This is a genomic window from Rhizobium sp. Leaf341 (assembly GCF_001424325.1).
Classification (GTDB): domain Bacteria; phylum Pseudomonadota; class Alphaproteobacteria; order Rhizobiales; family Rhizobiaceae; genus Ferranicluibacter.
Window position 1 is genome coordinate 563,178 of record NZ_LMPE01000015.1, and the last position, 25,700, is coordinate 588,877.

Sequence of the window (25,700 nt, forward strand, 5' to 3'; positions counted from 1 at the left end):
TACACCTTCAGTATCCGTGTAGCGTAAGCCTATGATCACAAGCATTGCCCAGGCGCGGAGCGAGATTATGTTCCGATGGTCCGTGCCCGCAACTCCGGATCATCCTGCGCATATCTGCACGCGCTTATCTGCGCGCTTGTCCTGCAGGCTTCGCTAAACCTGCCGTCGCTCGCCTTGCACCGCCCGTTTCGCGGCAGAAACGGAACCATCGCAGCGATCCCCCGCGCATCCCGCTATCCCCGAAACGTGCGGATGACTTCCAAGAACTGATCCCCGAAGCGTTCCTTCTTGCTTTGCCCGATCCCGGGAACTTCGAGGAGTTCGTCCGCGTCGTCGGGGCGCATCTTGGCGAGCGCGATCAGCGTCGTGTCGGGAAAGACGACATAGGGTGGCACGTTCATGCCACGTGCGATCGCCGCGCGTGCCGCCCTCAGCGCCTCGAACAGTTCGAGATCCGATCCGTCCAGCGCCGCCTTTTCGCGCGCCGCGGGCGATCGGGCGTTCCGGGCGGCTTTTGCGGAGGTCGGGCGGTCCTTCCGGAACCGAACCTCCGTCTCCTTCTTGAAAACCGCCCGCGCCGATGGCTCCAGCTTGAGCGCGCCGAAGGCCGCATGATCGACACTGAGAAAGCCTGCCGCGAGCAATTGCCGGAGAATCGACTGCCAGGTCTTTGCCGCGATCTCCTTGCCGGCCCCAAACACAGGCATATCCGCGTGGCCGAAGCGGGTCGTCTTTTCGTTGACCGCCCCGGTGAGCACGTCGATGACGTGCCCGGCACCGAAACGCTCGCCCGTTCGGTAGACGGCGGCCAGGGCCTTGATCGCCGCTTCGGTCCCGTCCCAGGTCTCGACGGGGTTAAGGCAGGTATCGCAATGACCGCAGTCGCCGGGATGCCGCTCGCCGAAATGCGCAAGGATCGCCTGCCGCCGGCAGGATGCCGTCTCGCAGATGCCGAGAAGCGATCCGAGCTTGCCGCGTTCGATGCGCTTGATGTCGTCGGCTGCTCCGCCCTCGTCGATCATCTTGCGCCGCTGGATGACATCGGCCATGCCGTATGCCATCCACGCCTGGGACGGCAGGCCATCCCGCCCGGCACGCCCGGTCTCCTGGTAATAGGCCTCGACGGATCCCGGCAGGTCGAGATGGGCGACATAGCGCACATCCGGCTTGTCGATCCCCATGCCGAACGCGACCGTTGCCACGAGGCAAAGGTTTTCCTCTTTCAGGAAGGCATCCTGGTTTGCATCGCGCACAGAACGATCCATCCCGGCGTGATAGGCAAGCGCCCGGATCCCCTGCCCGTTCAGCCACTCGGCCGTGTCCTCGACCTTCGCGCGCGAGAGGCAGTAGACGATGCCGCTTGCACCCTTGTGGCGTGACAGGAAGCGCAGCAATTGCTGGCGCGGCTGGTCGCGCTCCACGATCTCGTAAGCGATGTTCGGGCGGTCGAAGCTCGTGCTGAACACGCGGGCATCCGACAGCGCCAGCCTCTCGATGATGTCGCCGCGCGTCTGCGGATCCGCCGTCGCCGTCAGCGCCATGCGCGGCACGCCCGGGTAAAGCGTGGCCAACTGGCCGAGCGTGCGATATTCCGGCCGGAAATCATGACCCCACTGCGACACGCAATGCGCCTCGTCGATGGCAAACAGCGCGATCGTCGCCCCCGCCACCATCTCGCGGAACCCGTCCGTTACGATCCGCTCCGGCGTGACGTAGAGAAGATCGAGCGTTCCCTCGCGCACCGACCGCCGAACATCGAGAAAATCCTCGCGCGACAACGATGAATTGAGCGCTGCCGCGCGAACACCCAGTGCCTTCAAGGCTTCCACCTGGTCGCGCATCAGCGCGATCAGCGGCGAGACGACGATCCCTAACCCAGGGCGGCAGAGCGCCGGCACCTGGAAGCAAAGCGACTTGCCCGCGCCTGTCGGGAAGAGCACGACGGCATCCCCGCCGGAGACGACATGATCGACCACCTCTCCCTGCTGGCCGCGAAAAACGGAGTAGCCGTAGACGGCTTTCAGAACATCGAGCGGCGCCTTGCCGGAAGCGCGGAAGGCTTCCTGCGCACCCGCCTGCCGCCCGGCTGCGGGTTGGGGGGACGGCGCATCGCAAGGAGGATCATTGCGGATTCGGGAAGACGGCACGGAGGAAGAGGTCATGAAAGCCATTCTGCATGATTCCGACAGCCGGCGCGAGGCTGCAAGCGGCTGGATGTCCGCAGCACCGCTGCTCTCAGCTGCCCTGGGCCCTGCGTTTGCGCTTCCACCTTGCAGACAATGCGCAGAAAGGGAAGCGATTTGTTCTCTCTATGTTCGTGAACCCTCGGGATCGGGACATTGGGGGTCGCATGTCAACCCGATGGACGACGGCCGGATCAACCGCCGGGACGAAAGCCTCATGCATGTCGCCCGAACGTGTGCAGCGGTTTTGGGAAACGACATCCATCAAAGTCTGGCGACAAAACGAGGAGATGCTCTCGTCGCCCCCAGTGTCACTTCGCCACCCGTGTCACTTCGCCCCCGGACCTTTGACCCGGCCAGACAGCACGCCGAACCCCTCGATGATCGCTTCCTGGTTTTCCAGGCGTTCGACCTCGCGCTGCACCTCTTCGAGGTTCCGGAGCACAAGACTTCCGAGCTCGTCGTCGCCATCCTCGGTCGCACGCGCCAGGTCCCGCTGAAGCTCGCGGATCTGGCGCTGGAGCGCCTTCGTTCGCTTGTGCAGGGCCAGAGCCTGTCGGTAGCCCTCCAGCGCATCGGCAGGATCGGCAGCCTGGGTCGCGATCCAGAGGCGTGCAAAGCGCACCTGCTGATCGAGGATGGCCAGAAGCCCGGCAAAGCCGGCCGCTTCGAGGTTTTCCACGAGCATCTCGCGTGTCAGCCGCGGGCCTTTGGCCGCCACCGCATTCAGAACCTGCGACCAGAGACGCTGAAGATCCTTGCTCTCGTAGTCGATGACCGAGATCTCGTCATATTCGGCAAACAGAACATCGGGATGGTTGACGATGGTCAGCGCCAGCACGCTTTCCTTGAGCGGCGGCAGCGCCTGGACACCAGATACGATCGACGATCGTGCAAGCCGGTCGGAGATCCCTGCCAGACTGCGCATCGGCGCCGTTTCCTTGCCGAACGCGCCACGACCGCCGGAGCGACCACCGCCGCCGCCCTTCTGGCCTCCGGGTGAGAAACCGCCCGCCCCGCCGCGCGCGTAGTTTCCGCCCGGATAGCCGCCAGCCGGATAGCCGGAACGCTGAGGCCCGCGGAGATAGGTGTTGAGCCGGTCGCGCATGGCCTGTCCATAGTGCCGGCGCACGCTCTCGTCGCCGATCACGCCCACGATCTGCTTCAACTTCGCCTCGAGCTCCGCCCGTTTCTCCGGCGTCTCGAAGCTGCCGGCCTGGACTTCACGGGTCCACACCATTTCCGAAAGCGAACGGGATGCCGCGAGGACGCGGTCGAACGGCGCCCGGCCCTCCTCCCGCACGAGATCGTCGGGATCCTTTCCATCCGGCAGAAGCGCGAACCGGACGGATCGGCCGGGCTTGAGATGCGGCAGCGCAAGATCGACCGCACGATTGGCGGCACGAATACCGGCACCGTCCCCATCGAAGCAGAGGATCGGCTCGGGCGTCAGTTTCCAGAGAAGTTCCAGCTGGTTTTCCGTCAACGCGGTGCCGAGAGGCGCGACGGCGTTTTCGACACCAGCCTGGTGGAGGGCAATGACGTCCATGTAGCCTTCGACGGCGATGATCGTCTCATTGCCCTCGGCACCTCCGAGCGTGCGGCGCGCCCGGGCAAAATTGTAGAGCACGTTGCCCTTGTGAAAGAGCTCGGTCTCGTTGGAGTTCAGATATTTCGCCGGTGCGTCCGGCGACATCGCGCGCCCGCCGAACGCGATCACCTTCTCGCGGGACGACAGGATGGGGAACATGATGCGGTCGCGAAACCGATCGTAGGAGACGGCGATATCGGGGCCATGCACCACGAGGCCGCAGGCCTCGATCTGTTCGCGCGGGATCCCCTTGTTGGCGAGATGTTCCTTCAGGGCGTTGCGGCTTTCGGGCGCGTAGCCGAGCCGAAAGGTCTCGATCGTCCGCCCCGTCAGTCCGCGGTCGCGCAGATAGGCACGCGCCCGCGCGCCGTTTGCCGTTTGCAGCTGGTCCTGGAAGAACTGCGTCGCCATCTCCATGACGTCCTGCAGCGTGGAGCGTTGCCGGTCGCGCTTTTCCGCTTCCACGTCCGGCTGCGGCATGGCGACGCCGGCAAGATCGGCAATCTGCTGCACGGCCTCGGGAAAGCTCATTCCGTCGAGTTCGTTCAGGAAGCGGAAGTGATCTCCCGAAACCCCGCAGCCGAAGCAGTGGTAATGGCCCTTGCGATCTTCGCAGTGGAAACTCGGGGATTTCTCCCCGTGGAAGGGGCAACAGGCCCAGTAATCACCCTTGGACGCGTTGGTCTTCTTCCTGTCCCACGTCACGCGCTTGCCGATCACGTCCGATATCGGAATACGATCTTTGATTTCTTCGAGAAAGGTCGGGGAAAAGCGCATGATCCCGATATAGGCGCTTGCGCGCCGTATCGCTACAGCGCGCAACATCCCTTCCCGCTATCCACAGGCACCCCCTATACAGAGCCACCCGCTATTCATAGGCGAGCGGCGGGCCGAACGTCTTGCCGTCGCACCGTCGGCCCGCGACAGAGGCGACCCTCCGCCGATATCAGGCGCCCGAGAGAAGCCCCTTCAGCACGCCCGACGCCTTGGCGAAATCCATCTGGCCTGCATAGCGTTCCTTCAGAATCGCCATCACCTTCCCCATGTCCTTCGGACCCGTCGCCTGTGCCTCCGCGATCGCGGACGCGACGACCTCCTTCACCTGCGCGTCGGAAAACTGGACCGGTTGGAAATCGGCGATGATGGCGATTTCCTCGCGCTCATGGGTGGCGAGTTCCGGCCGACCGGCATCCTCGTAGACTTTGGCGGATTCTTCGCGCTGCTTGACCATCTTGGCCAGGATCTGCAGCAGCTCGTCGTCGGTCGTCTCGGGCTTGCCGACGCCGCGGTTGGCGATGTCGCGGTCCTTGAGCGCCGCCTGCACCAGCCGCAAGGTCGATACCCGTCGTGCGTCCTTGGCCTTCATCGCCGTCTTCAAGGCATCGTTGATCGTGTCGCGCAGCATGCGTGTCTCCCTAATGTCGTGTCGATCTCATGTCGGTCTCGTCGTCTGCCGGCTCTCTTAGACCATCGGCCCGTCGGCAACAAACAGCTTCGTGCGCGAATGATCCGCCTGGGAGATCGACGAGCGGCGTCCAGGCGGTGGCGGCCGGGCATGTGCATTATTCGGCGGATTCGCGGCGGCGACGGTTGACCCCGCGCGACCGCGCGCTTATGTCGAGGACCTGCACCAAGAGAACCGGAATTGCGACCCGCGCCCGCCTGCGCCGGGCGGCACCCGGATGCTGAGAAGCTTGGCGACCCGGTGGCCCGATCGTCCGCTGCCTCGCCGAAAGAGGATGACGCCGATGACAGCTCCATGGACCACCGAAATCGCAACCGCCGTCCTCGTTCTGGCGGATGGAACCGTGATCGAGGGCAAGGGCATCGGGGCGACGGGCGCCGTACCCGCCGAAGTCTGCTTCAACACGGCTCTGACGGGCTATCAGGAAATCCTCACCGATCCGTCCTATCTCGGCCAGATCGTCACCTTCACCTTTCCGCATATCGGCAATGTCGGCGCCAACGATGAGGACGTCGAGGATCTGACGCCCGCAGCCCGCCACGGCGCGGTCGGCGTGATTTTCAAGGCCGACATCACCGACCCCTCCAACTATCGTGCCGCGCGCCATCTCGATGCGTGGCTGAAGGCGCGCGGGATCATCGGCATGTGCGGTGTCGACACGCGTGCGCTGACCGCGTGGATCCGCGAAAACGGCGCGCCGAACGCCGTCATCGCCCATGATGCCAACGGACAGTTCGATCTCGACGCGCTGAAGACGATGGCGCAGGATTGGAGCGGCCTCGAGGGCCTCGACCTCGCCAAGGTCGCTACCTCCGGCCAGTCTTCCGTCTGGAGCGAGAAGCCCTGGGTCTGGAACGAGGGCACCGGCGCGCTTGCGGCCGACGCAGCGAAATATCACGTCGTCTGCATCGACTACGGCGTCAAGCGTAACATTCTCCGTCTCTTCACCGGTCTCGACTGCAAGGTCACCGTCGTGCCGGCGACGGCGAGCAAGGACGACGTGCTGGCGCTTGCCCCGGACGGCGTGTTTCTCTCGAACGGTCCGGGAGATCCGGCCGCAACAGGCGAATATGCGGTACCCGTCATCCGCGACCTGATCGAGACCGACATTCCGATGTTCGGCATCTGCCTTGGCCACCAGATGTTGGGCCTCGCACTCGGGGGCAAGACCGAGAAAATGCACCAGGGCCACCACGGCGCAAACCATCCGGTCAAGGACCATACGACCGGCAAGGTCGAGATCGTTTCCATGAACCATGGATTTGCGGTCGACTCCGCCTCGCTGCCGTCGGGCGTCGAGGAGACCCACGTCTCGCTGTTCGACGGCACCAATTGCGGCCTGCGCCTCTCCGGCAAGCCGGTTTTCTCGGTTCAGCACCACCCCGAGGCCTCTCCCGGCCCGCAGGACAGCCACTACCTCTTCCGGCGGTTCGTGAATCTGCTGCGGGAGAAGAAGGGCGAGGACTCTCTGGCCGAGCGCGCCTGAGACAGGCGCGCCGTCCGACAAGCAAACGAGGTCATCCTCAGCCTGTCCGGTTTGCCACGCGCACCGGGCAGGTTGAGGCTTAAACTGCGTAGCGTGAAACAGGATTCACGCAACGCAGTTTAAGGTGTTGTCTTGATGCATGTCGTTTCCCGAAACCGCCGCACACCTTCGGGCGACATGCATTAGCTGACCTTTCGCACGATCCGGAAGAACCGGGCGTTCAGGAGGCAGGCCGCAGCCAGCAGGCCGAGCGAAAAGCCGTACCAGACGCCCTGCCCGCCAAATCTCAGCGGAAACGCAAAGAGCCAGGCCGAGAAAAAGCCGATCGGCCAGTAGGAGATGAGCGCCAGCAGCATCGGCACCGTCGTGTCTTTCAATCCGCGCAGCATGCCCGCCGCGATCGCCTGCAGCCCGTCGACGAGCTGGAAGGCACCGGCAATCACGATCAGGGGTCCGGCATAGGCCAGCACCATGGCCGCATCCGCCCGGTTCGTGTCGAGATAGAGCGCAGCCAGAACATAGGGGATGGTGGCAAACAGGGTGGAGCCGAGCGCCGCGCAGATCATGCCGAGCGCCAGGGCGGAGATACCCGCGCGTCGCACGCCCTCCATGTCGCCCCGGCCGTAGGCCAATCCGACGCGCACGGTCGCCGCCTGGGCAAGCCCGAGCGGAATCATGAAGGCGATGGACGCAAACTGCAGGGCGATGCCGTGTGCGGCCAGCTCCACCGTCCCGATCGTACCCATCAGCAGCGATGCGACCGTGAACAAGCTGACTTCGGCGAGGATCGTCAGGGCAATCGGCAGTCCGAGCAGCACCACTTCCTTCAGCGCATGCCAGTCCGGGTTCCAGAACCGCACGAACAGCTCGAAGCGGCGCAGCGTCTCATGCCGCTGGATGTAGACGATGGCCAGCACGAGGCCAAGAATCGCGACCGCGAGTGCCGCCCAGGCCGCACCGACCATGCCGAGCGCGGGAAAACCGAAATGACCGTAGATCAGGAGGTAGCAGAAGCCGGCATTGAGGACGAGCGTGATCAAGGTGATGTAGAGAATGATCCCTGCCCGCTCCAGCCCGCTGAGGAAAGCCCGCAGGACCATGAAGACGAGGCTCGGAAAGATCGCCCATTGCGCCACGTGCAGATAGCCCGCCGCCTTCGCCGCAACCTCGGGCTGCTGGCCGGCAAACAGGAGGATGGGCTCCGCCAGCCACAGGAACGGCGCCGTCAGCACCCCGTAGATCAGCACGGCCCACATGCCCATGCGCACCGAACGCCGCGTGGAAACCACGTCGCCGCGCCCGACGGCCTGAGCCACCATGGGAACGACGGCATTGGAAAAGCCGGACCCGAACACGAAGACGGTGAAGAACATCTGCGTCGCGATGATGATCGAGGCAAGCTCGGTCGCACCAAGCTTGCCGACCATCACCACGTCCGTGGTGTTGATGGCAAGCTGAGCGATCTGCGCGGCGACGAAGGGCACGCCGAGAACGACGCTTCCGCGGAAATGCGCTGCCCAGGAATTGTCCCAACGGATATCGCCCGCAGCGGGGTGCGTTGACGTCAGCATGATCGAAAAGCCTCTGGTCCGTCGCGGCCGGAATGGGCACACGCGACGCGTCGCTCATAGCGCGAACAGGAGAAAACCTCCAGAGATCGCCAGGCTATGCTGAGAATTTCATCAAATCATCACGAAGATTGATCGGGATTGAGGCAATCCTGACCGGAGGCACCAGTAACCTTCCTGGAAACATCGACCGGTTTCAACCGCGTGACGTAGAGAAGGACGGCACCGGCGATGAGAGCCGCGGAAAGGAGATAGGGCGCGCCGGCAAAGCGGATGGGCGCGTTGGGTGTCGTGAAGCTGCTGAAGATATGCGCGAACATCAGCGGCCCGAGAATCGTCGTGAAGGAGGAGATGCTGGACAGCGCGCCCTGCAGCTCGCCCTGGGCCGAGGGTGGGACCTTTGCCGCCGCAATCGAGCGAAGCGGCGGATCGGCAAGGGCCTCGAGACAGGTGGCCGCGATCACCGCATAGACCATCCAGCCCTGGAACGCGAATGCGTAGCCGATGAGACCGATGCAGCAGAAGACGAGCCCCAAAGCCCCGGAACGCCACTCGCCGATGAGCGACACGACGCGTGGCAGGACGAACGCCATGACGATCGCGCTGCAGATGCCAAAGACGCCGAGCGACAGACCGATCTGTCCCTCGCTCCAGCCGTAGCGATAGGCCGCCACGAAGGACCAGACCGCGGGATAGACCGCATGGGCCTGCCAATAGAGGAAGAACACCAGCAGCACCCAGCCGATCCCGGGATAGGTCCGCATCTGGCGAAGCGCGCCGAGCGGATTGGCCCGGCGCCAGTCGAAGCGCCGACGATGCTTGCGCTCGAGCGTTTCCGGCAACAGGAAGAACGCGATGACGAAGTTGAGGAACGAGAGCAATGCCGCACCATAGAATGGCACGCGCGGCCCGAACTCGCCGAGCGCGCCGCCGATGACCGGGCCAAGCGCGAACCCCGTGCCGAAAGCGATACCGATCAGGCCGAAATTCTTGGCGCGATTGGTGTCGTCGGAGACGTCGGCGATGAAGGCGGACGCCGTGGAAAAACTGGCGCCGGAGATGCCGGCAAGAATGCGCCCGACGAACAGCATCCCGAAACTCGTCGCCAGCGCGCAGATCAGATTGTCGATCGCAAATGTCAGCACCGATGCGAGCAGCACGGGCCGGCGCCCGAACCTGTCGGAGAGATTGCCGATCAGCGGCGCGAAGAGAAACTGCATGGCGGAATAGACAAGCAGAAGCCACCCGCCGTCGATGGCCGCATCGCTGATCGTATCGCCCGTCAGCTCCGATAGAAAGGCGGGAAGAACCGGCATGATGATCGCAATGCCGATGATGTCGAGAAAGAGGATCATGAAGACAAGGAAGAGCCCTCGTCGCGCCGATGCCGGATCTATCATCGCGAAGTCCCCCCTGCTGCCTGATGCCTGCTGCCTGCCGCCGGCCGGACGACGCCATCCCGCAGCCCGCCGCATCCCCGCCGGCGCCTCCCGCGGACCCACGGGCCCTGTGATGGCTGCTGTAGAACCAGAAAGGCGTGGAGGCAATGATCGCGTAGAAACCAGACATCCACAGCGGCGGCAACGCGCGAAACCTAATGACGGGCCGACGCGCTGGATCGACGGAGAACAGGCCCATCAGGTGTGACGCAGCCGGTCACCCTTCGAGCCGCTCCTGACCCCAGAACGCCGAACGGCCCGCGGAGGCGCTGTTCCGCCGCGGGCCGTCCAGAAAGAAGCGTTCGTTAGACCGGATTGTTGAAGGTATCGCAGGCCTGCAGCTGCCCACTGTCGAAGCCGCGCTTGAACCAGGTCGCCCGCTGCTTGGACGTGCCGTGATTGAAGCTTTCCGGAACGACATAGCCCTGCGTCCGCTTTTGCAGCGTGTCGTCGCCGATCTGCGTTGCAGCGTTCAGCGCCTCTTCGAGGTCGCCTTGTTCCAGCAGGCCCTTCTGCTGCGTGTACTTGCCCCAGATGCCGGCATAGCAGTCGGCCTGCAGTTCGGTGCGGACGGAGAGCTCGTTGGACGAAGCCTCGTCCATGCCCTGTCGCTGTTCGTTCACCTTCGGCAGCGTGCCGAGCAGGTTCTGCACATGGTGGCCGACTTCATGCGCCACCACATAGGCCTGTGCGAAATCGCCCGAGGCCTGGAAGCGCTGGGAAAGCTCATCGAAGAAGGACGTATCGAGATAGACCTTCTGATCGCCCGGGCAGTAGAAGGGACCCGAGGCCGACGACGCCTGCCCGCAGGCCGACTGGACGGCACCGGTGAAGAAGACCAGCGTCGGCTCGCGATAGGACTGGCCGTTCGCCTGGAAGATGCCGTTCCACGTGTCCTCGGTCTCGGCGAGAACGGTCTTGATGAAGGCCTTCGTCTCTTCCTGCTCGGCTGTGCCCTGGGTGCTGCCCTGGCTCTGTTCGTAGCCGGACTGGCCCATCTGGCCGCCGTCGAGAACCTGCAGCAGATCGATGCCCATGGCCTTGAAGATGAAGTAGATCACCACGAGGAAGATGATGGTGCCGATGCTCAGTCCGCCCCCACGTCCGCCGCCCATGGGGATGCGAATCGGTCCGCCGCGGCCGAAACCGCCCCGCACCGGGCCGGAGCCGCTCTGATCTTCGACGTTGCTCGATTGGCGACGGCCCTTCCATTCCATGGCGGTTCACTCCGTTGGATATGCGCTTTTGGTAACCGGCATATAGAGCGCTTCCCGCGAAAGCCTACGTCTGTTTTCTGCAAATTGCGCGTGTGGATACGGATCGAACCTCCGGCAGCCGTCCGCCGGTCGGGATACGGTCACTCCGGCAAGCCGGGCTTGGGGCCGGTGTCCAGGTTCGCAACGGCTTTCCAGGCGCCGTCTTTCCGTCGATTTTCCTGTTGTGATCGCGATTTCGGGGTTTCGCACGGGCGCCCATTTCCCTATAAGCCCCTTCTAGCCTTAAAGACGTGAGACTGCACGACCGGCCGATGGACACCCGCCATCGGAGCCGGCTTTTCGCGCAGCCTGCAAAAGCGGAACCGACATCATGCCAAAGCGCCAAGACATCAAGTCCATCCTCATCATCGGCGCTGGACCGATCGTCATCGGCCAGGCATGCGAGTTCGACTATTCCGGGACGCAGGCCTGCAAGGCACTCAAGGAAGAAGGGTTCCGGGTCATCCTGGTCAACTCCAATCCCGCCACCATCATGACCGATCCGGGCCTTGCGGATGCGACCTATGTCGAGCCGATCACCCCGGAAGTCGTGGCGAAGATCATCGCGAAGGAGCGCCCGGACGCCTTGCTGCCCACCATGGGCGGCCAGACGGCGCTGAACACGGCCCTGTCCCTGAAGCGGATGGGCGTCCTCGACCGCTACAATGTCGAGATGATCGGCGCAAAGCCCGCGGCCATCGACATGGCCGAGGATCGTGCCCTGTTCCGCGAAGCCATGGCCCGCATCGGCCTGGAAACCCCCAAGTCGATGCTGGCGAACGCCACCGACATCAAGGAAGCCGACCGCAAGACGCACGAGGCGGAACGCAACAAGCTGCGGGAAACGCTGTCGGGCGCCGACCTCGACACCGCGCTCGACGCGCTCGAGAACCAGTGGAACCTTGGCGAAACCGATCGCAAGCAGCGCTACATGAGCCATGCCATGGCGATTGCCGCCCAGGCGATCGACCATGTCGGCCTGCCCACCATCATCCGCCCGTCCTTCACGCTCGGCGGCACCGGCGGCGGCATCGCCTATAACCGCTCGGAATTCTTCGAAATCGTGTCCTCGGGCCTCGACGCCTCGCCCACCACCGAAGTGCTGATCGAAGAGTCGGTGCTCGGCTGGAAGGAATATGAGATGGAGGTCGTCCGCGACACGGCGGACAACTGCATCATCATCTGCTCGATCGAGAACATCGATCCGATGGGCGTCCATACCGGCGACAGCATCACCGTCGCCCCGGCGCTGACCTTGACCGACAAGGAATACCAGATCATGCGCAACGCCTCGATCGCGGTCCTGCGCGAGATCGGCGTGGAGACCGGGGGATCGAACGTGCAGTTCGCCGTGAACCCGAAAGATGGTCGTCTCGTCGTCATCGAGATGAACCCGCGTGTGTCCCGCTCTTCGGCGCTCGCATCCAAGGCCACCGGTTTCCCGATCGCCAAGATCGCCGCCAAGCTTGCGGTCGGCTACACCCTGGACGAACTCGAAAACGACATCACGGGCGGCGCAACGCCGGCCTCGTTCGAGCCGTCGATCGACTATGTCGTCACCAAGATTCCGCGCTTCGCCTTCGAGAAGTTTCCCGGCGCCTCCCCCGTCCTGACGACGGCGATGAAGTCGGTCGGCGAAGTCATGGCCATCGGCCGCACCTTTGCCGAATCGCTGCAGAAGGCCCTGCGCGGCATGGAAACTGGCCTGACTGGTCTCGACGAGATCGAGATCCCCGGCCTTGATGACGGAAGCGACGGGCGCAATGCCATCCGCGCCGCCATCGGCACGCCGACTCCCGACCGCCTGCGCATGGTTGCCCAGGCACTGCGTCTCGGCATGTCGGAAGCCGATGTGCATGACGGCTCCAAGATCGATCCCTGGTTCATCGCCCAGTTGAAAGCCATCGTCGACATGGAGGCCCGCATCCGCGAGCATGGCCTGCCGAACGACGCCGGAAACCTGCGCATGCTGAAGGCAATGGGCTTCTCGGACGCGCGTCTCGCCACGCTTTCGGGCAAGCGCCCGAAGGAGGTCGCCGAGAAGCGCAATGCGCTCGACGTGCGCCCGGTCTACAAGCGCATCGACACCTGCGCGGCCGAGTTCGCCTCGCCCACCGCCTATATGTATTCGACCTACGAGACGCCGTTTGTCGGCCAGACGCGCAGCGAGGCCGGAATCTCCGATCGCAAGAAGGTCGTCATTCTCGGGGGTGGCCCGAACCGGATCGGCCAGGGGATCGAATTCGACTATTGCTGCTGCCATGCCGCCTTCGCGCTGAAGGATGCCGGCTTCGAAGCCATCATGATCAACTGCAATCCGGAAACCGTCTCCACGGACTATGACACGTCCGACCGGCTGTATTTCGAGCCGCTCACGGCAGAGGATGTCATCGAGATCCTCAAGATGGAGCAGGAAAAGGGTGAGCTGGTTGGGGTGATTGTGCAGTTCGGCGGCCAGACGCCCCTGAAGCTTGCGGAAGCGCTGGAAAAGAACGGCATCCCGATTCTCGGCACTGCACCCGATATGATCGACCTGGCCGAGGACCGCGACCGGTTCCAGAAGCTTTTGATGAAGCTCGATCTCAACCAGCCGAACAACGGCATTGCCTATTCGGTCGAGCAGGCCCGTCTCGTAGCCTCAGAGATCGGTTTCCCGCTCGTCGTGCGCCCGTCCTATGTCCTGGGTGGCCGTGCCATGCAGATCATCCACTCGGAAAGCATGCTGCAGACCTACCTGCTCGACACCGTTCCCGAGCTCGTGCCGGAAGACATCAAGCAGCGCTATCCGAACGACAAGACCGGGCAGATCAACACGCTGCTCGGCAAGAACCCGCTGCTCTTCGACAGCTACCTCGCAAACGCCATTGAAGTCGACGTCGACTGCATTTCCGACGGCAAGGACGTCTATGTCGCGGGCATCATGGAGCATATCGAGGAAGCCGGCATCCACTCGGGCGACAGCGCCTGCTCCCTGCCGCCGCGCACGCTTTCGGGCGACATGCTCGACGAGCTGGAGCGCCAGGCGAAAGCCATGGCCAAGGCGCTGAACGTCGGCGGCCTGATGAACGTGCAGTTCGCGATCAAGGACGGAACCGTCTATGTGCTCGAGGTCAATCCCCGCGCCTCGCGGACCGTGCCCTTCGTCGCCAAGACGATCGGGGCCCCGATTGCCAAGATCGCAGCCCGCGTCATGGCCGGCGAAACGCTCGAGCAGTGCTTTGCTGCCTACGGCGGCAAGCCGGATCCGCGCGCCCTGAAGCATATCGCCGTCAAGGAGGCCGTGTTCCCCTTCGCCCGCTTCCCCGGCGTCGACATCCTGCTCGGCCCGGAAATGCGCTCGACGGGCGAGGTGATCGGCCTTGATACGGATTTCGCGCTGGCCTTTGCAAAGGCGCAGCTCGGCGCCGGCGTCGATCTGCCGCGCGAGGGCACCGTCTTCGTTTCCGTGCGCGACGGCGACAAGGACGGCGTGCTTCCGGCTATCCGGATCCTGACAGACATCGGCTTCAAGGTTCTGGCAACCGGCGGCACGGCCCGCTTTCTCGAAGCCAATGGCATCGCGACGACGAAGATCAACAAGGTCCAGGAAGGACGTCCGCACATCGAGGACGCGATCCGCAACCGGCAGGTCCAGCTCGTCATCAACACGACCGACAGCAACAAGGCGATCTCGGACTCCAAGTCGCTCCGCCGCGCAACCCTGATGCAGAAGGTGCCCTACTATACGACGATGTCCGGGGCCGAAGCGGCCGCCGCCGCCATCAAGGCGCTGAAAGCCGGGAACCTCGAAGTCCGCCCGCTGCAGAGCTACTTCTAGAAACGCATCCTCGGATCGGCGCAGATTTCGCAGCCGCCGATCCGACCGCCTTTGTTCGCGGTTCCCGGTTCCGCCGCGCAACAGTCCCCGTGATTGCGCTTGCCTAATGCATGCCGTTTCCCGAAACCGCTGCACACGTTTGAGCCACATGCATTAGCGGATATGGCGTTCGTCCATCTGCGCTGTCGACTTGATATCCCATCGGTTCTGGAAAACGGGTCGAGGATGATCGCTGAGGCACAGCTCTCCGCCGATCCTGTCGCGCGTCGGAATGAAGTCCCGGTCGATCGCGCCTTCCAGCGTCATGGCGAGATCACGCGCAAACACCCGGTTACCAATGTACCAGGAGTGGGTCCACGAGACGTGGCCAAGGCCCGTGTCCGGCTTCAGCTTCTCGAAATACGGTCCGCAGTTCACCGCGACGGCCTTTTCCGGAGCATCGTCCGGCAGCCCGCGCCGACCGGCCCGCGGCGAGACGCCGAGGCGCTTGGCCGTCGACACGGCAAGCGCCGCATCGAACGGATTGTAGTAGTTGGTCAGCCGCATGATGCGCGCGAACATCGGGCGTGACCAGTCGCTCCTGCCGGAAAGACTGTCCCGCGACACGTCTCCCGCAATGAAGGCGACCTGCCCGATGCGCCACGGCGTGTTCCGCAAGGCGCCGTCCTTTTCCGCCTGCAGGAAAGCTTCCATGGCGACATAAGCGCCCGTCGAGTGAGCAAGCAGGTGGACGTTCGTTTGGCATCCCGCCTTCTGGCCGTCGCTCAGAAGGCGGATCGCCTTGCTGACCAGGGACATGGCGACCTGTGATCCATCCCATCGATCCTCGAGATAGTTGAGAGTCTGATTGGCGCTCGGCCAGTCGAACGCGACGACCTGACCATGCCAGCCCTCCGCGTGCAGATCGGCGCTGAGCTGCCGTGTCCGGCGAAGGACGTCCTGCATTCTGTTGTTGTAGCCATGGATGAAGATGAGAACGTCGCCCAAGGGCGCGATCGAATTCGGATTCTCGTCGCCATCGGCAAGGCTCTGGACCTCGCCTGCCCAGATCTTGGGGTTCGCGACCACATGCGAGCTGTCGTAGGAAAGCTCGACCGTGGACGGCACCTTGAGGAACCGGACCGGACCCGGTTCGCTCGTGAAGACGTCTCCGTTTCGTTTTCGGGCACTGATGACATAGGTGTCGGACATGGCGATACTCCCCCCAGGAAACCAGAGCGAGTATCGTGTATTTCTAATGAAATGTATACGGGATCGCGGCGCCCGCCGTCAGACCTGTGTCGGGCGGATGGTTCCCACCGAGACGGTGCCCTGGACGACGCCCCGCTCGCCTTCGTTTCGCAGCGCCGGGCTGATCGCTTCCTCGATCACCGTGTAGAGCTTCTCGTTCCGAAAGACGCTGGCCATGCGGGTGTCCGTGCCTTCGGCCGGCTTGGCGTCGATCTCGGTAAAGTCGAGTTCAGCCTCCGCAGCGACGATGCGGGCATCGGCCGGTGACAGGGCGCGAACGACGATCTCGCCCTGGCTCGGCGCGTTACCATAGCCTGGATCGTCCGGTCGCGCCGAAGGCACGAGGCGATAAAGCCGAAGCTGCTGTATGTCATTCGATGTCATGGGTTTTCCTCCGTTTGTCTGAAGCGCAGAATCAAGGCTCGCGTGTCAGGGTGCAGGCGCTCGGGTCGCTGCCAGTGCCTCGGCGCGGGTCAGTGCGGCGGCGATGAGGACGCGGATTTCGGCATCGGCGTGATTCTGACCGGCAAAACCCTCGTCCGGCATGACCCCTGGATCCTCCTCGTGGTCGGCCACGACCTCGGTGTCACGCGCCATTGCCTGCAGCATGTCGCGTCCTTCGGGATCGCGCGCGACATAGGTCATGAGGCAGATCAGAAGCCGACGATAGGCGTTCAGGCGTCCGTCGATCTGCTCGGGGGACTGCTCGGGAAAGGCAGGGTTCATCGGCACGCTCCATGTTGCCAGACCCAACGGTCGCATACCCCGGTTGGTTCCTCAGGGCGCCGCAAGCCCCCGTCCGACCTTGCACAATCTTCAAATTATCTGGCTTCCCACAGGGCCTTTCTGCTATAGTTGATGCCTTGATGTTTCGAACGGTTCCGGAGTTGACGCTCCGGATGCCGTTTTATTTTGCTTCGGGCCTGCCTGCGCGGGCCCGGCGCGCACCATGAAGGACGTTGAAATGGTCGAAAAAGTACCGATGACGCAGAGCGGTTTTGCCAAGCTGCAGGAAGAGCTGCGCTGGCGCCAGCAGGAAGAGCGGCCGCGGATCATCGAGGCGATTGCCGAAGCGCGCGCCCATGGCGACCTTTCGGAAAATGCCGAATATCATGCCGCCAAGGAAGCGCAGAGCCACAATGAGGGCCGCATCGGCGAGCTCGAGGATTTCACGGCGCGCGCCGAGGTGATCGACCTCTCCAAGATGTCCGGTTCCAAGATCAAGTTCGGCGCGACCGTCAAGCTGATCGACGAAGACACCGAAGAGAACAAGACCTACCAGATCGTCGGCGACCAGGAAGCCGACGTGAAGCAGGGCCGCATCTCGATCTCCTCGCCCATCGCGCGCGCGCTGATCGGCAAGGAAGTGGGCGATTCGATCGAAGTCGTCGCCCCGGGCGGATCGAAGGCCTACGAGATCCTCGCCATCAACTGGGGTTGATACCCGGAAACGGGGTCGATCACCCATGAATGTTTGCGGCTCCCGATCCTGTATCGGGAGCCGTGTTGGTTTCGGCACCACACCTCGGGCCGTGCCTGGGGCGCGTTGCCTTCGCCGCTCTCCTGCAAGGCTGGCGCTGACCTGCGCCGTGCGCCGCGGTATCGGCTCGATTGCGCGGTGGATGACGCACAGGCGCGGGTGACGGATCGCCGCGATTCCTCTATCCTTGTTCCATCATGAGCAGGCTTCTGGACATCCGCACCGTCGACATCATCGCTCCGAATTTCAAGAAGCGGCTTTCCGGCGTCACCTCGACGATCGTGCAACTCGTGCCGGTGCAGACACGCAGGGGCGAGCGGATCGCGACGCTCGGTCCGGGCCTGCCACAAGACCTTCCCGCCATCCGCTATCGCGACCTCCTGCGTCTCCGCCGCCCGCCCGAGGGCCGAGCCGTCCGCATTTGGCACGCCCGCCGCAACCTCGAAATGCTCCCCGGCATCCTCCTGCGCGACGTGCTGCGCATGCCGCTCAAGCTCCTGTTCACCTCCGCTGCGCAACGCAAGCACTCGCGCTGGACCAAGGGATTGATCCGGCGAATGGACGCGGTCGTGGCCACCTCCGCCCGTTCGGGGAGCTTTCTCGACGTCCCGCACACGGTGATCCGCCACGGGATCGACCTCGAGCTCTTTCATCCCCCTGCTGCAGGGGGTCGCGAACCCGCGCCGGACGATCTCGCCGGCCGCAGGCTTCTCGGCTGCTTCGGGCGCGTCAGGCCACAGAAAGGCACGGACCTCTTCGTCGAGGCGATGATCGCGCTCCTGCCCCATCACCCGGAATGGACAGCGATCGTGTGCGGACGCGTGACGGCCGAGCACGAGGCGTTTGCGGCCGGCCTGAAGACATCGATCGCCGAGGCGGGCTTGTCGGATCGCGTCCGGTTTCTGGGAGAGGTCGACGACATCAAGCCCTGGTACCGCCGCGTCTCGCTGCTGGTCGCCCCTTCCCGCAACGAGGGATTCGGCCTGACACCGCTGGAAGCCATGGCGTCCGGGGCCGCCGTCGTCGCGTCCGACGCCGGCGCCTATGCGGAGATGATCCGTCCAGGCGAAACCGGCGCGGTCGTTCCGGCGGGGGATGGAGATGCCCTGACCACCGCGCTTCGGCTGTACCTCCAGGCCCCTGCCCGCGCCACGGCCCATGGCCAGGCAGGCCTTGCTCACGTCCGCGCGGAGTTCGGGATCGAGCGCGAGGCGGGCGCGCTTTCCGCGGTCTATGACCGACTGCTGGAGCGCAACGCCCCGTCAGCCTGAGAAGCGCGCGTCAGCCCGGAGCAACCAAGCGGTTGCTCTGGATCAGCCAGCCGGTTGCTCCGGAGCAACCAGCCGGTTGCTCAAGGGAATGCCGATCTTCTGGAGGGCGGACGTTGGCGCGTAATTGACGAACAGCGACCCTCTCGCTTCCCCGACCTTCTTTGCCAGACGGATATGCGCAAGGATCCGCCCCTCGGCCTCCGACACGCCGGAAAAGACCCGTTCACCGGGTTTCTCGTAGAAACGCGGCTCTGCGGCATTGGATATGTCGATCCCGATGAAACCGATCACGCGCGGGCGACAGAAAAGCGCAAACTGGAGCGCCGACACCGCGACGCTGCCGCCCTGGAAGACGCCCAATCCCGGGTCGAGCGACACGCCGGAACGGGTCGGTGCGTCCACCGTCACGGCCGCCATGCGCGCGACGTCGGCAAGATGGCGCCTGTTCTCACCATACGGCTTCAACAGGTTGTCGATCAGGATGACGGGCCTGTCGGTCAGCCAGTCCGGATCCTGCTCCAGAACTGCGCGCAGCACCGCGACGGAGAGGAGGCAGAGGATGGTCCGGTCGAGGCCGGCGAGAAAGGCTGGGAAATGACGATAGACGAAGCGCTCGTCCTCGGCGACGAAAGCCAGCGGACGGGCAATGCGCTCCGGCACGAGGGCTATGGCGCCGTTGAGGAGAAGCGTGCTCCGGTCGGCAAGCGCCTGCAGATCAGCATCGCGGACCGACGGCCCGGAGCCGACGATAGTGATATCGCTGCCGGCAAGGTCTGATAGCGCAGACGGCGGCAACAGGGTGCCCACCGGTCGCCCCTTGAAGAGGATCGTCTTTTCGGGCCCGTAGGGCGCAGGTTCGATGCGCAGGGACGGCGCCCAGTCATAGGCATGGGCGCGGCGTCGACCGTAGGCAAGCGTGGCGGCCAGCTTCCAGAGGCGCCGGTGCAGCGGTCGATCGGATGCCATTCAGATATCCACCAGCCCGACCTTTTTGACCTGCCGGATGGTCAGCATGGTGCGGACGGTATCCACCTGCTCGTTGGCGGTCAGTTCCTCGATCACGAAATCCTGGAACGTGGTCAGATTTTCCGCCACGCAATGGAGAAGGAAATCACTGTCGCCATTGACGAGCCAGGCCTGCCGGACGAGCGGCCAAGCCGTGGTCGCGGCCGAAAACGCCTTCAGGTTGGCGTCGGACTGGTGCTTGAGGCCCACCATGCAGAACGCGACGAGATCGAGCCCAAGCATCGGGCCGTTCAGCACCGTGCGATAGCCTTCGATGATTCCGGTTTCTTCGAGCCGCCGCACGCGACGCAGACACGGGGGCGCGGAAATGCCGACCCGGGCCGCAAGCTCCACATTCGTGATCCGCCCGTCGGCCTGAAGTTCGCGAAGGATCTTAATGTCGATCTGATCGAGATCAGCGCGCAGCACGGGGTTCACCACCTCTTGTTCGCCTCGACAACGCGGCAGCATCTCTGGCGCGCTTGGGGGAGGCAGCGGTTCTGGCTGACACGCACGACACGCCCGGGCCCGCTCGACCCGAGACAGTCATGCACGACGACCCATTCGGTTTCTGCATCATCACAAAGCCGGGAGCAAGTGGTTTAACGGGCATGCTTTTGGCCGGCAGAAAAGACGGCTGTCGAGGCCACGCGATCCCGGGTGCCAGGAGCCACGCTTGCCTTGCATCTAAGGACGACGACGGAAGAGGTCGATGTAGGCGGCGGCCGTCGCCTCTTCGGAAAACTGCCGCATCAGCGTTGCATGACCGCCCTCGCTGAGGTCGCCTGCCAGAACCGGATCGGAAAGGATGCGGGAAATCGCGCCGGCAAACTGGTCCGCATTGCCGATATCCGCAAACAGGCCGTTCTCGCCTTCCTTGACGAACCAGGACGGTCCCTCCGCCCGGGAGGTCACCACGGGCCGCTTCTGCGCCCAGGCTTCCAGAATGACGTTGCCCAGCGGCTCGTGGGTCGACGGCATGACGAAGACATCCGCCGCCGCAACGAAAGGACGCGTATCCGCCTGCCAGCCGAGGAAACGGGTGCGCCCCTCCATGTCCCGCTCCCGGACGAGCGTCTCGAGAGCCGCGCGCTCGGCACCGTCGCCTGCGATCCAGAGAAACACACCGGGAAGCTTCGCCACCGCTTCGATCAGCGTGTCGAAACCCTTGCGCTTGACGAAGCGTCCCATGGTCATCACGACAGGCGCGTTGTCGGGTGTATCGACGGTCTTGCGCGGCACCGGCGGCACGAGGTCGGTCTGGGTAAAGTTCGAGATGACCTCGACGCCGCGTGTCCAGCCGATCCGACGCACATGATCGGCAATATCCGGCGTATTGCAAACCAGCATCTCCGTCGTCTTGAAGTAGTCGAGATGCGAAGGGTAGTCGCCCAGGCGCGAGACCGTCAGTCCATGCCTGTAGCGCGGCGTCAGCCGTCCGGCGCGCATGACCCAGGACATGATGGCGTCTGGTCTCTCGCGCTCGGCCAGGTTTCGGATCCGGATGGGCAAGGTCAGCCTGTCGAGGGAAAGATTGCGGAAATTGCTCTCGATGATGCGCGCATAGGGCTCGATCTGCGGACGCCACGCGCGGGACCTGCGGATGACGGCCGTCTGTTCGACCCCTTGGTGTGCAAGGGCCCGGACAAGATGCACGAAGAATTTCTCGGCGCCGCCATCCTTGCCGAAGTGGAGGTGGAAAACTTTCATGTCTCGGACTTACCTGCTCTGCGAATCGTCGTCATTGGCGCGGTAGCGCAGCGCGTGCCGCTGGTGAAGCTTCGACTGGGTGAGGAAGGCGTAGACCGCGCCGGTCATCGCCTCGATGAAGCCGGACGTGCCGCACCGCCAGAGACCTGTCAGGAAGTAGAGCCGGAGAAAGTAGATCGGCGACGAGAACACGAGGCTCCAGGCGTTCGGGCGTCGGCCGGTATTGTAGGCCTGGTCCGCTTTCAGCGTGGAATAGTGGTTCTCCTTCAGGATCTGCTCGTCCATCCGCAGCGGCCGGTAGTGCAGCAGGCTTCCCGTCGATGCCTTGCGCACGATCCCGTGGGTCACGATGCCTTCGTGGACCGCCTGGCTCAGGTCATAGGCCCCTGCGCCCCGTCGCACGAGCCTGAGATTCTTGCGCTCGCGGACATGCAGGGGGGTGTATCCGTAGCCGATGAGATAAGGACGCCGCGCGATCTTCCAGCCGACCACGTCGGCCCCGACGGCCATCAGTCGCGGCAAGGCATCTCGCAGCGGGCCATCCAGCCGCTCGTCGGAATCCACGTTCAGGCACCAGCCCTGCGTGCATTGATCGAGCGCGAACTGTTTCTGCCCTGCATAGCCCCGCCACGCTTCCTCGAAAAACCGGATCGGCCAGCCTGCGGCGATATAGCGGCGGATGAGCGGCACGGTCCCGTCGGTCGAGCCGGAATCCACGATGACGATCTCGGCGCATCCGGCAAGGCTCTCGATGCAGTTGCTGAGATAAGCCTCCTCATTCTTGCAGATGATGAAGACGGAGAGCGCCAGGGGCGACGTCGTTCTTGCGGGATCTATTCGGCTGTGCATCATGTCTCGACCATGGGCTTTTCTCGCTGTCGCGTGCGCACCGCAGCATCGACGTCGACCAAGATGTCACGCTAAAAGAAAATCACCTAAATTACTAATGTTTAATTCTATGGTGGGAAATGGGAGTGGAGAGAGATGCGGCTCGGCTGCATGATTGTCGCCATTTCTCGGCGAACCGGGCGTGCGGACGGTCGCCAAGCCGCGCAAAAGGCCGTTCCGCCGTCAATCAAATGTGGTAATCCTGTTCTGCGCACTTGAAACCGCTTGACCCTCATCCCTACACTGAGCACTCCTGCCCTTATCCACCTCGCCCGTTTTGCGCACTGGGCCTGAAAACCGAGGCTCCCGTCGCGCCCAAGGAAACGCCATGACCGCCCGCCACACCAAGCTTCTCATCATCGGCTCCGGCCCGGCCGGCTATACCGCTGCCATCTATGCGGCACGCGCCATGCTCAACCCGGTTCTCATCGCCGGCATGGAGCAAGGCGGCCAGTTGATGATCACCACGGATGTCGAGAACTATCCGGGCTTCGGCGATCCGATCCAGGGACCCTGGCTCATGGAGCAGATGTTGAAGCAGGCCGTGCATGTCGGGACCGAGATCGTCAACGATCTCGTGACCTCGGTAGACGTGTCGGTCCGCCCGTTCCGCCTCACGACCGATAGCGGCACGGTCTGGACGGCGGATACGCTCGTTATCGCCACCGGCGCCAAGGCGAAGTGGCTGGGCATCGAGACGGAGGAGACCTTCAAGGGCTTCGGCGTGTCGGCCTGCGCGACCTGCGATGGGTTCTTCTATCGCAACAAAGATGTCATCGTCGTCGGCGGCGGCAATTCGGCCGTCGAGGAAGCGCTCTATCTGTCGAACCTCGCAAGGACGGTCACGGTCGTCCACCGCCGCGATCACTTCCGGGCCGAGCGTATCCTGCAGGAACGCCTGTTTGCCAAGGCCAATGTCAAGATCGTCTGGGATCACGAGATCGCCGCCTATACGGGAACGCCGCCCAAGCCGCCGATGCCGGCCTCCGTCACCGGCGTATCGCTGCGCAACACGCGCACCGGCGAGATCTCGGACATGCCGATCGACGGCGTCTTCGTGGCCATCGGTCACGCGCCGGCAACGGAGCTCTTCAAGGGCAAGCTGCGCCTGAAGCCGAATGGGTATCTCTGGACCGCGCCGGACTCGACGGCGACGGACGTCGAAGGGGTCTACGCCGCCGGCGACGTGACCGACGATGTCTATCGGCAGGCGATCACCGCCGCCGGGATGGGCTGCATGGCCGCCCTGGAAGCCGAGAAGTTTCTGGCGGGTCATATGCCCGTCGCAATTGCAGCCGAGTAGACGCTGCGAGAGAAAGTGGCATCATCGATGATGGTGCCCTCTGGGAACGAAGAAGCGCCGGACGGAGGAAGCAATACGGCTTTCGCCCGAGGGCGTTGAGTGGGGGACCGAATGCCGCTTGACTGGGATAAACTGCGCATCTTCCATGCTGCGGCGGAGGCAGGTTCTTTCACCCATGCGGCCGAGAAGCTTCATCTGTCGCAATCCGCCATCAGCCGCCAGGTGTCGTCGCTCGAGCAGGACGTCGGCATCAAGCTCTTCCATCGTCATGCCCGCGGCCTGATCCTGACGGAACAGGGCGAAATCCTCTATCGCACGGCGCACGAAGTGCTGATGAAGCTGGAAAGCGTCAAGGTTCTCCTTACGGAGACGACCGACAAGCCCTCCGGCAAGCTGCGCATCACCACCACCGTCGGCCTTGGCCAGGGTTGGCTGACCGACAAGGTGCAGGAGTTTCTGGCGCTCTATCCCGACATGTCGGTACAGCTGATCCTCGACAACGAGGAGCTTGACGTGAACATGCGCCATGCCGATTGCGCCATCCGGCTCCGCCAGCCGCAGCAATCGGACCTCATCCAGCGCAAATTGTTCACGGTGCACATGCACCTCTACGCAGCGCCGTCCTATATCAACAAGCACGGCGAGCCGCAGTCGATCGAGGATCTCGACAACCACCGCATCATCACCTTCGGCGAGCCCGCCCCCAACTATCTGCTCGACGTCAACTGGCTTGCGATCGCCGGGCGCGACAGCGACAATCCGCGCAATTCGCATCTCCAGATCAACAGCCAGACCTCGATCAAGCGCGCCTGCCTGCTTGGGATCGGTATCGCGATGATGCCCGACTATATCGTCGGCCGCGATCCCGGCCTCATCCAGCTGCCCATCGGCGCCGACATACCCTCGTTCGATACCTATTTCTGCTATCCCGACGAGCTGAAAAACGCAGCCAAGCTGAAGGTCTTCCGGGACTTCATCGTCTCCAAGGCACGAAACTGGAACTTCTAGACCGGCACCAAGGCCGTGCCGAAATTTCAGCCAGTGGCTAGCCGCTCCTCAATCTGTTGTTAAGGCTGATCTTCTTCAAAGTACCTTCGAAGCTCGTTGGAGCGAAAAGCAAATTTTGCCTGAAAATTAGCCAGAGGTGCAGGTATCGCATGGCTGCCGTGCAGTTATATGGATTGCTGGCCGCCTAAGAAACGATCATATCAACCACAGCTGATGCATCTTGGTGGCGATTTTCCTCCCAGTGCCACCGCAGCAGCTGTTCCCCTCTGGAGGTTGAATAACCTTCATAATTCTAAAGGGCCCAAGTTTACTTGCGGCCCTCTTTTTTTGCCCGGATTTTGGACTGCGGCTGACAAGCCGGTCGCGACCATCTCTGCGCTGCATCTGCGCTTCGCAAAAATTCAACGAAATCGCTGGGCGAGCGTTGATTTCGTCACAATGCTTTCCCATATCTGTTTCAGCTGTTGCACCGGTGGTCTAATCCCTCCCAGTATCACCGCATCAGCTGTTCCCCTCTGGAGGTTTCATGACCTTCACATCTCAAGGACCTCGGTTTCGCCGCAGGTCCTTTTTTTTGCGGTCCGCTAATCTTTCCCCCCAGCCCGTCTTGTAAATCGTCAATCGACGATCCATGTATCGATGTGAGCCGATTTAAAGATCGTAGCATTGCGACGGACAGCATGGACCTGAACGAAATTCTCAAGGCACTGGCGCATCCCAAGCGGGTCGAGATCCTGACCAAGCTCAAGGATCCCGACGCCCACTTCTCGTCGCAGGCCCATCCTGTCGAGATGGGCGTCTGTGCCAGCCAGTTCGAAACGGTCGGACTTTCGCAATCCACGATATCGGCGCATCTCGCCATTCTTCAGCGCGCAGACCTGGTGACCACTCGACGTGTCGGCCAGTGGATCTTCTACAAGCGTAACGAAGACACCATTCAGGCGTTCCTTGCCGCAATCGGCACGGCTCTCTGAACCTCGCCCTCCCCCGACCCGACTGG

20 protein-coding genes are annotated in these 25,700 nt (G+C 63.3%); 7 read left to right on the top strand and 13 right to left on the bottom strand.

The genetic code is table 11. The features are described 5' to 3' along the window. Positions 1 to 233: 233 nt before the first annotated feature. The 3 genes from recQ to ASG03_RS17395 all read right to left on the bottom strand — a co-directional run bounded on the left by recQ (position 234) and on the right by ASG03_RS17395 (position 5,179). Positions 234 to 2,162, bottom strand: coding sequence for a DNA helicase RecQ (gene recQ, locus ASG03_RS17385; protein WP_082475863.1), 1,929 nt, complete (start codon positions 2,160 to 2,162; stop codon positions 234 to 236). A gap of 349 nt (positions 2,163 to 2,511) precedes the next feature. Continuing rightward, positions 2,512 to 4,551 (bottom strand): DNA primase, encoded by a 2,040-nt coding sequence (dnaG, locus tag ASG03_RS17390; RefSeq protein WP_062695291.1) that lies wholly within the window; start codon positions 4,549 to 4,551, stop codon positions 2,512 to 2,514. Between the two features lie 169 nt (positions 4,552 to 4,720). Further along, on the bottom strand, positions 4,721 to 5,179 hold the full coding sequence (locus ASG03_RS17395) for a GatB/YqeY domain-containing protein (protein ID WP_062476023.1): 459 nt from the start codon (positions 5,177 to 5,179) through the stop codon (positions 4,721 to 4,723). Between the two features lie 334 nt (positions 5,180 to 5,513). Between ASG03_RS17395 and carA the strand changes: the two genes are divergently transcribed. Next, positions 5,514 to 6,725, top strand: a complete 1,212-nt coding sequence (gene carA / locus ASG03_RS17400) for a glutamine-hydrolyzing carbamoyl-phosphate synthase small subunit (RefSeq protein WP_062694786.1) — start codon at positions 5,514 to 5,516, stop codon at positions 6,723 to 6,725. A 182-nt stretch (positions 6,726 to 6,907) separates the two neighbouring features. Here carA and ASG03_RS17405 read toward each other — a convergent pair whose 3' ends face one another. The 3 genes from ASG03_RS17405 to ypfJ form a co-directional block, all read right to left on the bottom strand. Beyond that, complete coding sequence (locus ASG03_RS17405) at positions 6,908 to 8,296, bottom strand: MATE family efflux transporter (RefSeq protein ID WP_062694788.1); 1,389 nt, start codon at positions 8,294 to 8,296, stop codon at positions 6,908 to 6,910. 119 nt (positions 8,297 to 8,415) lie between these two features. After that, a complete protein-coding gene (locus tag ASG03_RS17410; protein WP_082475827.1) occupies positions 8,416 to 9,693 on the bottom strand; it encodes a TCR/Tet family MFS transporter in 1,278 nt (425 codons plus the stop codon). Between the two features lie 344 nt (positions 9,694 to 10,037). Then, positions 10,038 to 10,949: a KPN_02809 family neutral zinc metallopeptidase gene (gene ypfJ / locus ASG03_RS17415; RefSeq protein WP_062476031.1), complete on the bottom strand. Its 912-nt coding sequence runs from the start codon at positions 10,947 to 10,949 to the stop codon at positions 10,038 to 10,040. Positions 10,950 to 11,319: 370 nt separating this feature from the next. Here ypfJ and carB point away from each other — a divergent pair, with 370 nt between their 5' ends. Beyond that, positions 11,320 to 14,805: a carbamoyl-phosphate synthase large subunit gene (gene carB, locus ASG03_RS17420; RefSeq protein WP_062694789.1), complete on the top strand. Its 3,486-nt coding sequence runs from the start codon at positions 11,320 to 11,322 to the stop codon at positions 14,803 to 14,805. A 153-nt stretch (positions 14,806 to 14,958) separates the two neighbouring features. Here the strand turns inward: carB and ASG03_RS17425 are convergent, their stop codons facing one another. The 3 genes from ASG03_RS17425 to ASG03_RS17435 all read right to left on the bottom strand — a co-directional run bounded on the left by ASG03_RS17425 (position 14,959) and on the right by ASG03_RS17435 (position 16,761). Further along, complete coding sequence (locus ASG03_RS17425) at positions 14,959 to 15,996, bottom strand: alpha/beta fold hydrolase (protein ID WP_062694791.1); 1,038 nt, start codon at positions 15,994 to 15,996, stop codon at positions 14,959 to 14,961. A gap of 78 nt (positions 15,997 to 16,074) precedes the next feature. Next, the gene (locus ASG03_RS17430) at positions 16,075 to 16,419 is read right to left on the bottom strand and encodes a hypothetical protein (protein ID WP_062476040.1); all 345 of its coding nucleotides are present in this window, start codon (positions 16,417 to 16,419) and stop codon (positions 16,075 to 16,077) included. A 45-nt stretch (positions 16,420 to 16,464) separates the two neighbouring features. Continuing rightward, entirely contained in the window at positions 16,465 to 16,761 is a 297-nt protein-coding gene (locus tag ASG03_RS17435; protein ID WP_062694793.1) for a hypothetical protein, read from the bottom strand. A gap of 238 nt (positions 16,762 to 16,999) precedes the next feature. On the opposite strand from ASG03_RS17435, the gene greA reads away from it, so the two are divergent. Further along, positions 17,000 to 17,476, top strand: a complete 477-nt coding sequence (gene greA / locus ASG03_RS17440; RefSeq protein WP_062476046.1) for a transcription elongation factor GreA — start codon at positions 17,000 to 17,002, stop codon at positions 17,474 to 17,476. A 236-nt stretch (positions 17,477 to 17,712) separates the two neighbouring features. Continuing rightward, on the top strand, positions 17,713 to 18,786 hold the full coding sequence (locus ASG03_RS17445) for a glycosyltransferase family 4 protein (protein ID WP_062476048.1): 1,074 nt from the start codon (positions 17,713 to 17,715) through the stop codon (positions 18,784 to 18,786). Positions 18,787 to 18,828: 42 nt separating this feature from the next. On the opposite strand, the gene ASG03_RS17450 is transcribed toward ASG03_RS17445, so the two are convergent. The 4 genes from ASG03_RS17450 to ASG03_RS17465 all read right to left on the bottom strand — a co-directional run bounded on the left by ASG03_RS17450 (position 18,829) and on the right by ASG03_RS17465 (position 22,353). Continuing rightward, entirely contained in the window at positions 18,829 to 19,752 is a 924-nt protein-coding gene (locus tag ASG03_RS17450; protein ID WP_062694794.1) for a hypothetical protein, read from the bottom strand. Beyond that, a complete protein-coding gene (locus ASG03_RS17455; protein ID WP_062477034.1) occupies positions 19,753 to 20,220 on the bottom strand; it encodes an Lrp/AsnC family transcriptional regulator in 468 nt (155 codons plus the stop codon). Between the two features lie 258 nt (positions 20,221 to 20,478). Continuing rightward, on the bottom strand, positions 20,479 to 21,501 hold the full coding sequence (locus ASG03_RS17460; protein WP_062694797.1) for a glycosyltransferase: 1,023 nt from the start codon (positions 21,499 to 21,501) through the stop codon (positions 20,479 to 20,481). A gap of 9 nt (positions 21,502 to 21,510) precedes the next feature. After that, positions 21,511 to 22,353 (bottom strand): glycosyltransferase family 2 protein, encoded by an 843-nt coding sequence (locus ASG03_RS17465; protein ID WP_244475300.1) that lies wholly within the window; start codon positions 22,351 to 22,353, stop codon positions 21,511 to 21,513. 364 nt (positions 22,354 to 22,717) lie between these two features. On the opposite strand from ASG03_RS17465, the gene trxB reads away from it, so the two are divergent. From trxB to ASG03_RS17480, 3 genes are all read left to right on the top strand, one after another. After that, entirely contained in the window at positions 22,718 to 23,692 is a 975-nt protein-coding gene (gene trxB, locus ASG03_RS17470) for a thioredoxin-disulfide reductase (RefSeq protein WP_062694801.1), read from the top strand. A 111-nt stretch (positions 23,693 to 23,803) separates the two neighbouring features. Continuing rightward, complete coding sequence (locus ASG03_RS17475; RefSeq protein WP_062476063.1) at positions 23,804 to 24,700, top strand: LysR family transcriptional regulator VtlR; 897 nt, start codon at positions 23,804 to 23,806, stop codon at positions 24,698 to 24,700. A gap of 680 nt (positions 24,701 to 25,380) precedes the next feature. Continuing rightward, entirely contained in the window at positions 25,381 to 25,674 is a 294-nt protein-coding gene (locus tag ASG03_RS17480; RefSeq protein WP_062476066.1) for an ArsR/SmtB family transcription factor, read from the top strand. The last annotated feature ends 26 nt before the right edge of the window (positions 25,675 to 25,700 follow it).